At 42.6% G+C, this 7856-nt stretch carries 7 protein-coding genes and 1 other RNA gene; 1 reads left to right on the plus strand and 7 read right to left on the minus strand.

All coding sequences use genetic code 11. The annotated features are described in order from the left end of the window. Positions 1-152 precede the first annotated feature (152 nt). The 7 genes from GT508_RS12035 to GT508_RS12065 all read right to left on the minus strand — a co-directional run bounded on the left by GT508_RS12035 (position 153) and on the right by GT508_RS12065 (position 7334). Positions 153-1907 carry a 1-deoxy-D-xylulose-5-phosphate synthase gene (locus GT508_RS12035; protein WP_161144333.1) on the minus strand — a complete coding sequence of 585 codons (1755 nt, stop codon included), beginning with the start codon at positions 1905-1907 and terminating at the stop codon, positions 153-155. Then, a complete protein-coding gene (locus tag GT508_RS12040; protein WP_161144334.1) occupies positions 1898-2290 on the minus strand; it encodes a MerR family transcriptional regulator in 393 nt (130 codons plus the stop codon). Before GT508_RS12040 ends, GT508_RS12035 begins: the two co-directional genes overlap by 10 nt. 364 nt (positions 2291-2654) lie before the next feature. Further along, entirely contained in the window at positions 2655-3824 is a 1170-nt protein-coding gene (locus GT508_RS12045) for an aminotransferase class I/II-fold pyridoxal phosphate-dependent enzyme (protein ID WP_055282241.1), read from the minus strand. Further along, a complete protein-coding gene (locus GT508_RS12050; RefSeq protein ID WP_055282222.1) occupies positions 3824-4315 on the minus strand; it encodes an Lrp/AsnC family transcriptional regulator in 492 nt (163 codons plus the stop codon). Before GT508_RS12050 ends, GT508_RS12045 begins: the two co-directional genes overlap by 1 nt. Further along, positions 4269-5285 (minus strand): AIR synthase-related protein, encoded by a 1017-nt coding sequence (locus GT508_RS12055; RefSeq protein WP_117597600.1) that lies wholly within the window; start codon positions 5283-5285, stop codon positions 4269-4271. The genes GT508_RS12050 and GT508_RS12055 overlap by 47 nt, the downstream gene beginning before the upstream one ends. Before the next feature lie 207 nt (positions 5286-5492). Beyond that, positions 5493-5564 carry a hypothetical protein gene (locus tag GT508_RS15095; protein ID WP_226851192.1) on the minus strand — a complete coding sequence of 24 codons (72 nt, stop codon included), beginning with the start codon at positions 5562-5564 and terminating at the stop codon, positions 5493-5495. 12 nt (positions 5565-5576) lie between these two features. After that, positions 5577-7334, minus strand: a complete 1758-nt coding sequence (locus tag GT508_RS12065; protein WP_117597601.1) for a B12-binding domain-containing radical SAM protein — start codon at positions 7332-7334, stop codon at positions 5577-5579. A gap of 144 nt (positions 7335-7478) precedes the next feature. Between GT508_RS12065 and ffs the strand changes: the two genes are divergently transcribed. Then, positions 7479-7741, plus strand: an RNA gene (gene ffs / locus GT508_RS12070) — signal recognition particle sRNA large type. Positions 7742-7856: the final 115 nt, after the last annotated feature.

Below are 7856 nucleotides of genomic sequence, written 5' to 3' on the forward strand. Positions count from 1 at the left end.
CAATATATTTTATACCTTTTCTGCGACGTTTTTCATATATTTTCACATGCTTTTTGCGACGTTTTTCCTTTTACTGTATTTCACACGGCAAAAAAGAGAGACATCTTTTGCCTCTCTTTCCACTTTTACTCTATTTCTGCGAAATCCATTTTTTACAGTACATTCTTCACATCTTTCACAATCTGCTCTTTCGTCAGATGATTCTCTTTCAGAACTTCTGCCACATCATAGCGGTCCAGGAATTCTTTCTTCAGTCCGAAGTTCAGAACCTTCATATCGGAATCTCCATAGAATCTTGCGATCTTCTCACCGAATCCGCCGTCAAGGATACCATCTTCCAGAGTAATGACAACATCATGGTCTTTCTTAAGCTCTTCCAGAAGTTCTGCATCAATACCTGTAATATAATATGGATTGATCACCGTTGCATCTGTTCCGATCACTTTCTTGAGCTCTTCTGCAACTTCTTTGCCAAGTCCGTAGAATGTTCCAAGTCCAATCACTGCAACCTTAGAACCTTTCTGAGTTACTTCGTATTTGTTCAGGTCTCCGAAGTCTTTTGTAATCTCTTTTCCGTCAGAGATCACACTGCCGCCCGGAAGTCTGATTCCTACCGGATACTCATTCTGCTCGATACTCCAGTCAAGCATTGCCAGGTACTCTTCCTTGGTTGTCGGAGCAAGGTATACCAGATTCGGAATATTGGCCATCATCGGGATGTCATATAGTCCAAGGTGTGTCACATCATTCATTCCGTATACCGAACCACAGAATGTTACAATAGTTGCCGGGCTGTTGTTGATGCAGAGATCCTGTGCGATCTGGTCATAAGTCCTCTGTACAAATGTACTGTATACTCCATAAACCGGTTTTCCGCCATTTGCGGCAATTCCGGAAGCAAGTGCTACGGCTGTCTCTTCCGCGATACCGACATCTACAAACTGCTTTCCTGCTTCTTTCCTCTTATCTTCTGTGAATCCCATAACGGTCGGGGTTCCGGATGTGATCGCTACTACTGCAGGATCTTTTTTCATCTTGTCCAGAAGATAATTCAGGGAAATGTCTGAGTAGTCTTCTTCTGTCATTTCGTATAACGGTTCACCTGTCTCGATATGAAATGGTCCGTTATAATGCCATACTTCTTTGTTCTGCTCTGCCGGTGCATAACCTTTTCCCTTTAAGGTATTGATATGCACAACAACGGGTTTCTTGCTGTCTTTGACACTCTGGAATGCTTCGATCAGCTCTCCGACGTCATTTCCGTGATCCACGTAAATGTAATCTAATCCCATAGCTTTGAACAGGTTGCATTCTGCCTGTCCGTTTGTCTCACGGAGTAATTTTAAGTTGCCATATAATCCGCCGTGGTTTTCTGCGATGGACATATCATTGTCATTTACAATGATGATCAGATTTCCGTCTAATTCTACTGCATAGTCCAGTCCTTCCAGTGCTTCACCGCCGCTTAAGGAACCGTCACCGATCACTGCGATCACATTTCCTTCTTCCCCTTTCAGGTCTCTTGCTTTTGCAAGTCCACACGCAAGGCTGACGGATGTAGATGTATGACCTACAGTGAAATGATCGTGTACACTTTCATTTGGATTGCTGTAGCCGGACACATCATCGTAATGTTCTTCATAAAGATATGCCTTCTTTCTTCCTGTCAGCATCTTGTGCGGATAGGTCTGGTGTGATACGTCATATACAATCTTGTCTTTTGGTGACTCGAATACATAATGCAGTGCGATCGTTGCCTCTACCATACCGAAGTTTGGTCCGAAGTGTCCGCCGTGGATACTGGCTCTCTTTAACAGTGCTTCTCTCATCTCACCTGCCATTACGGTCATCTCGTCTACGGTTAATTTCTTTACGTCTTCTGGTCCGTTAATCTTTTCTATATACATGAACTATTCTCCTCCCAGTTTAATACTCCTGTCTTTACTGCTTCTTCGTATTTGGAAATTTTGTGATTCAACCGGTTGATCGCTGACTCTATCTGCGCTTTCTGCTCTTCCAACTTCTCTCTTTCTTCCGAAAGAAGCTGAAGTCTTGCTTCAAATGTCTCATCGCCCTGCTGATATAATTTTACATACTCGATCAGTGCCTCCACGGGAAGTCCTGCTTTTCTCATACAGATCACAAGCTCCACCCATCCAAGGTCTGATTCCTGATAGTCTCTGATTCCGCCTGCCGTACGTGTTACTTCCGGTATCATGCCGATGCGTTCATAGTAACGCAAGGTATCAGCGGAAATGTCATATGTTTCACTTACTTCTTTTATCGTCAATTCAGACACCACCTTTCTGATCTTTTGTTGCAGCTCTCAGGTATTTTTGTGAACTGCCACATTCATTATTCTCATTTCATTCATGATTTATTACTATCCGTTCCTTACTATAGCACTTGGAGTTTGCTCCAAGTCAAGATTTTTTCGAAAAATGTGCGTAAAATGTAAAAGTAAATTCCGGATTATACAATTTCATTCTGTATTTTCTGATATCCACAGAAGCTGCATAGCGATAACAAAAGCCGCTGAAGAATTACTTTTTTACATTCCTCAACGGCTTCTATTCTTATATCATCTTTTTTAATATTTTACACTTTGCTTCCGTTCAGATCCTATCTAACGGCTTCTCTCCTGTCTGTCCGCCTTACTTCTGGCTTCTCAGTCTCTCAACAAACCGACTGAGTCTTCCGATCGCTTCTTTCAGATCTTCCAGTGAGTACGCATACGATACACGCAGGAACCCTTCCCCACTCTCACCAAACGCACTTCCCGGTACGACCGCAACCTTCTCCTCTTCCAGGAAACGCATTGCAAATTCTTCGGAAGTCATACCGAATTCTTTGATACTTGGGAAGATATAAAATGCACCGAATGGCTCGAAGCATTCCAGCTTCATCTTCGCAAATTCATTTACCAGATATCTTCTTCTCTGGTTGTATGCATTTCTCATCTGCTGCACTTCATCTTCGCAGTGACGCAAGCCTTCGATGGCTGCGTACTGGCTGTTGGTCGGCGCACACATGATTGCAAACTGATGGATCTTCAACATCTGTTCTATGATCACAGACGGTCCGCAGATATAACCAAGTCTCCATCCCGTCATGGCAAATCCTTTGGAAAATCCGTTGATTACCAGTGTTCTTTCCTGCATTCCCGGAAGAGATGCAATAGACACATGCTCTGTCTTGTATGTAAGTTCGGAGTAAATCTCATCCGAAAGCACATACAGGTCATGTCTTTTCACAACTTCCGCAATTGGCTCCAGATCTTCTTTTGTCATGATTGATCCTGTCGGGTTGTTCGGGAATGGCATGACTAACATTTTTGTCTTTGGCGTGATTGCTGCCTCCAGTTCTTCTGCCGTCAGTTTGAATTCGTTCTTTTCCTGAAGCGGAATAACAACCGGATTACCGTCTGCCAGAATGGTACAAGGTAAATACGATACATAGCTCGGCTGCGGGATCAGTACTTCATCTCCCGGATCCAGCATTGCGCGCAGTGCCACATCGATTCCTTCACTTCCTCCAACCGTCACCATGATCTCATGATCCGGGTCATATTCTACATGTATCTTACGTTCCAGATATTTGCTGATCTCGATCTTCAGATCTTTAAGACCTGCATTCGATGTATAGAAAGTCTTGCCCTGTTCCAGGGTGTAGATACCTTCCTCTCTGATTCTCCATGGTGTGTCAAAATCAGGTTCTCCTACACCAAGGGATATTGCGTCAGGCATCTCACTTACCAGATCAAAGAATTTCCGGATTCCAGATGGTTCGATGCCTGTGATTTTCTTAGATAATGGATTTCTCATCATGGTGTTACAAGCATCCTTTCTGTTTTTTTCTGTCCGAACATGATTGTTCCGTGATCCTTATATTTCTTCAGTACGAACTGTGTACTGGTTCCTGTAACATCTTCGATCGGTGATAATTTACTTGATACAAACCTTGACACTTCCTGCAAAGTCTTGCCTTCGATCAGAACCATCATATCAAAATCACCGGAGATCAGATATACGGCTGATACTTCCGGATAATTACAGATCCGTTCTGCTGTCTTATCAAATCCCGTGTCACGCTGTGGTGTTACTTTTACTTCGATCAGGGCATTCACATACTCTGTTCCTGTCTTATCCCAGTCGATCAGTGTATGATAGCCACAGATGATCTTTGCTCTTTCCATGGCAGAAATCTCATTTGCTACGGTTACTTCGTCGGTTCCAAGAAGAACTGCCAGTTCTCCGAGGTCCACCCTGCTATGCTTCTCCAGATACAGGAGTATCTGCTTTCTTAATTCTTCCATCATTCATACCTCCGCTATATAGCTTCAAGATCTCATCCGGAGCCGGACGGTCGATATAACGCATCTCTTCTCCATTTCTTAAGATCTTATCGTTGTTGTCTGTTGTATGTCCGATTACTGCTGCTGTAATCCCCTGATTGTTCAGCGCATCTGCCAGTACTTCCCCATTGTCAGTCACAGCCAGAAAACTTCCTGTAGATATCATCTGATATGGATTCAGCCGGAAATGTTCACATACCTCGATCGTTTCCTGTAAAATACTGATTTTCTTCATATCAAGATCCAGTCCCTGCTCTAATTCCAGTGCCAGATTCCACAGTGCTGCCAAGATCCCGCCATCTGCGACCTGACGTACGACAAATGCGCCCCCGGCTTTTGCGGCTTCGATTTCTTTTGGAGCAAATATCTGCTGTCCGTATGACTTTATCTGCTTCATGAAAACCGGCGCAAAACGAGTCTTAAGTTCCTGTTCTTTTTCTTCCGTGATCCGGAGCATACCATCCATTCCTGCATGCCCTGCGAACACAATATCCTTACAGGCTCGTGCGGTTTCCCGGTTCCATGCTTCTTCCTTTGGAGCCTTTGCGATTCCTGTAACCGTCACTGCGATCGCCCGAACCGCCGGATTGACAGATGCCTGTACTCCTGCAAGCATGATATTATACTTTTTGCATGCTTTTTTGAGAAGCTTTTCAATCTTGTGGATTCTGGATTTGAACACGTATTCCGGATAGGCGATCTGTACACTAATGCCTGCAGATGGTTCATGCGTATCCTGCATATCCTCACTCCGGATATCCGCTTCCTGCTCCTCATCCTCTGTTATATCAGGGCAGACAGAGAACACTGCACCCTGTGCCGCCAGTGCGTTCACAGTCTGTGCAAGTGCATGGACACCGATCTGCGGAGATAAACCGTAGACGGTAACTGTTTCGCTTATAAGCTGTTCTGTCTGTGTCTCTAACTTCATGTTTATTATGTTCCCCTTTTATTTTTATACAAGATACGGAATAATCATCGTTGCTACCATGGCAATGATGACGATAAGCACAACAATTGATACAATTCTTCTTGTTCTTTTATTGTTGAAATTCATTCTTCTACCTTCTTTGATTATATTTTCGTTACTACTTCTTCTCATTCTTATCAATTTTTACGTAAACAGTAACGTATTTCTCTACATTTTATACTCTTTACAATATTTTTGCAAGAAACAATCCTCACATTTCGGACTTCTTGCACTGCAGATCGTACGCCCTTTTCATAATTTAATTTTCTCTATCTTACAGACTCTTGCCTCCTGATTCAGCGGATTTCTGTTCTGATAGTCAAATAAAATATATGTATCTGTCAGTTTGAAATATTCCAGATGCGTCATTTTACGCATCTGATTTCTGTCGTATTTTCCATAATCTGGAAGGTACTCATGCGTCTCCTCTTCTGTCTCATAAAATGCTCTTGCAGCATCTTTCGTTACCGGATATTCTCCGGCAAATCCTGGACGGCTCTTTGCATTTTCACGCAGATAATAATCATAAGTGAGCACTTCCCGGAATAAATCTTCTTTTTCTTTGTGATATTTTCTCACATAATTTAACAGGATCTCATATCTTGCACTCCGCTTGTGCTGAACTGAATTATAATCATTTTCTTCATAATAAGCGGCAAGCCGGTCATACATATCAAATGCAGAATCATATTCTTTTTCCAGTTCTTCCATCGTGTTCGTGAATTGACGGCTGTTATAATACACTTCTACCATCTCTTCCACGCCTTTCAGCCTCAATACATCTTCATAAGAAATCCATTTTGTATAAAGTACTTCATACGGTGGATGCGCTTTGTGCACAATTCCATATTCCTTCTGATGTTCCTGCATAAATGATCCTTTCAGCACTTTCAGGAATCCTAACTGGAGTTGTTCTGGTTTTAATGCATAGACATCATCAAAAGAATGTGCGAAGCTTTCCACATCTTCGTATGGAAGTCCCGCAATCAGATCCAGATGTTCGTGTACATTTCCTCTCTCCTGGATTCTCCTCACGATTCTGGATACTTTTTCAAAATCCATAACTCTGTGGATCTCTTTAATCGTCTTCGGATTTGTTGACTGCACACCTATTTCAAGCTGTACCAGTCCGGGGCGCATCTGTTCTAACAATTCCAGTTCTTCCTCATTCAGAATATCTGCCGCAATCTCAAAATGGAAATTCGTGATTCCATTATCATGCTCCATGATATATTTCCAGATTGCAATACTGTGATCGTGCTTACAGTTAAATGTACGATCGACGAATTTCACCTGCGGAACATTATGGTCCAGGAAAAACTGCAGTTCCTTCTTTACCAGTTCTATATCTCTGAACCGCAGGCGCTTGTCTACCGAAGACAGACAGTAGCTGCAGGAAAATGGACAGCCTCTGCTTGTCTCATAATAGATAATTTTGTGTTCAAAATCTTCTATGTGGTCGTAGACAAACGGAACCTCACTTAAATCCATGATCGGCCGCCATGGTTTATCGATGATTTCATTTTCTTCTGTCCGGAAAGTAATGCCTATAACATTTTTTAACTGGTTATCCACACTCTCTGATTTTTTCCAGGAGTTATCCACATTCTCTTTCTTTTTTTCGAATTCATTTCGGTATATCCGGCAAATTTCTTTAAATGTCTTCTCTCCTTCCCCTTTCATTACACCTTTGACACACGGTAGACGTCTTAACACATCCTGCGCATCATAGGAAACTTCCGGACCACCAAGCCAGATTGGCATATCCGGTCGTAATTTTCCGATTTCCAACACAATCTCCTCTATATAATCCAGGTTCCAGATATAGCAGGAAAGGCAAAGGATGTCCGGTTTTCTCTTATAGATATCCATCAGGATATCATCCTTCTGCTGATTGATCGTGTACTCCCCGATCTCCACCGCCGGATCTTCGGCATAGGCTTTCAGACTGTAGACCGCTAGATTGGAATGTATATATTTTGCATTGACTGCTGCCAATAATATCTTCATTATGCTTTCCTCCAGATCAGAATCTCTCCTCCGGTCATATACCGGATAAGATAAATTCTCATATATCTAGGTATTATAAATTGGTATCGTCTTTTTTACAACATTTCCATTGACTTTTTGTCCGGAACACGTTAAAATATTGAGCTGTGCAGCCGGGGTGTTAGCGGTACCTTGCACCTGCAATCCGCTATAGCAGGGGTGATATTGCGCAGAGGGCTTGTTTTTGCAGAGCTGCCCTTGGAAAGTGGCGTTGATGTTTGGGTCTTACGCGACGGAACTCCATGAACCATGTCAGGTCAGGAATGAAGCAGCATTAAGTGGAATCTTCCGGGTGCCGTAAGGGTGCCTGGGCTGAGTTAACTACTAAGGTAACGTCTGTGAAGGCTCGTTCGAAGCGCAATGCACATAATAAAATAAACAGATATTAAAAATATCCACTGCAGTTTGATATGCTACCCTCATATAGGACAATGAAATATAAAAGTCCTATATGGGGGTATTTTCATGTTCAGAAAGAGTAAG

It is taken from the genome of Dorea sp. BIOML-A1, assembly GCF_009875615.1.
GTDB lineage: Bacteria > Bacillota > Clostridia > Lachnospirales > Lachnospiraceae > Dorea_A > Dorea_A amylophila.

Excerpts from the sequence above, each read along its gene's own strand:
- GT508_RS12065 (WP_117597601.1), bottom strand. The coding sequence starts at position 7,334 with ATGAAGATATTATTGGCAGCAGTCAATGCAAAATATATACATTCCAAT.
- GT508_RS12045 (WP_055282241.1), bottom strand. The coding sequence starts at position 3,824 with ATGAGAAATCCATTATCTAAGAAAATCACAGGCATCGAACCATCTGGA.
- GT508_RS12055 (WP_117597600.1), bottom strand. The coding sequence starts at position 5,285 with ATGAAGTTAGAGACACAGACAGAACAGCTTATAAGCGAAACAGTTACC.
- GT508_RS12050 (WP_055282222.1), bottom strand. The coding sequence starts at position 4,315 with ATGGAAGAATTAAGAAAGCAGATACTCCTGTATCTGGAGAAGCATAGC.
- GT508_RS12035 (WP_161144333.1), bottom strand. The coding sequence starts at position 1,907 with ATGTATATAGAAAAGATTAACGGACCAGAAGACGTAAAGAAATTAACC.